Annotated in this window: 1 pseudogene; it reads left to right on the top strand. The window is 54.2% G+C overall.

The annotated features are described in order from the left end of the window. Positions 1-829: 829 nt before the first annotated feature. A pseudogene (locus AB4043_RS25685) lies at positions 830-1,345 on the top strand (tetratricopeptide repeat protein); the annotation flags it as partial.

Below are 1,345 nucleotides of genomic sequence, written 5' to 3'. Positions count from 1 at the left end.
CTCTTCATTCCCATAAACCGTAGTGTTTACGAGCACTTTGGAGAGTGCCTTTCCCACATCGGGTGGATCCCAGTTCCGAAGTCTGTTGCAAAACCGAATTACGTACCGGAGCAAGTGCGATATCACAGCCCACGAGAGCATCCGATGCAATCTATTGAGACGCGTGGAGGCTTGCTTCGGTAAAGAAAAGACCTGTGTTGAAATCATCGTCAAAGCCATTCGAACTTGGGTTCAATCCCTAAAGAAGCGCTGGAGATCAATGCGGAGGCCTGCTCCGAGAGTCGGAAGCCGCGGCCGCTGGCGAAAGCATTTTGATTGCGAAGATGACATCTTCAAGGAGAGAAATGAGTATCTAGAAACTGGCGCAAGCGGGATGGTTGGAGAGGAGCTGGCAAAATCTCGTCTACACAGCATTCGAGCGCATCCCACCAGAGTTCGGCCGTACTGGCTGGGGTCATAAGCGCAATCGGAGTAAGAATTCCATGACAACGAACCTGTTCGACCAGATCTCTCCAATTTCCGTCGGTCAAAGCCAGTTCGGTCACGATAACTGTCTCATTCGGGATCGACCTGAGTAAGTCCAATGCCGCGGCTATGCTGTGGGCCCAGTGCATCACTAGCCCGTATGCTTCAATATCTGTTAAAAGTGCTGGTTCCGGGTCCCGGATGGAGACGAAGATTACCGTGTCTAATCGCCTGGATGTCTGCATCAGTAGTAGTTCTTCCTGACTCCACCCTATGCCGTCAGATCTTCCATTGGCCGTAAGCAGCCGTAAGGTTGCCGTAAGACGCGCGGCTTTGGAGCATAATTAACGAGGGAGACAGGAAAGTGCCAGGTCCACCCTCGCCGCCGTATACCACCACCCCAGCGCCTGGCGCGGCCCCTGTGCCGGCTACAGCGATTCGCGAGCAACTGGCGCGGATGGTAGAAAGCCCCGGCTTTGTCGCCTCTGCACGGATCTGCCGCTTCCTGACACACATCGTTAACCGAACCATCGATGGGGATATCGACAGTCTGAAAGAGTTGTCCGTCGCGATGGAGGTCTTCGACCGAACCTCAGAGTACGATCCGAACATCGATGCAATTGTCCGGGTTGAAGCTCGCCGGCTGAGAACGAAGTTGAAGGCCTACTACGAGGGACAAGGAGCCGGCGACCCGGTTCTGATTGGATTACGTCCCGGGAGTTATGTACCTATCTTCCGATGGATTGATGCTCAGCCTGCGAAACATCGTGAAGAAATCGGAGCGACAGCCCCCGCTCGTATCTGTATTGCGGTATTGCCATTCGTCAACATGAGCCCCGAGCCGGAACAGGACTTCTTCTGCGCTGGCATCAGCGAAGAG

Source organism: Terriglobus sp. YAF25, from assembly GCF_052113305.1.
Lineage (GTDB): Bacteria > Acidobacteriota > Terriglobia > Terriglobales > Acidobacteriaceae > Terriglobus.
Note: the sequence above shows the minus strand (reverse complement) of the source record. Positions and strands in the feature narration are given on the sequence as shown.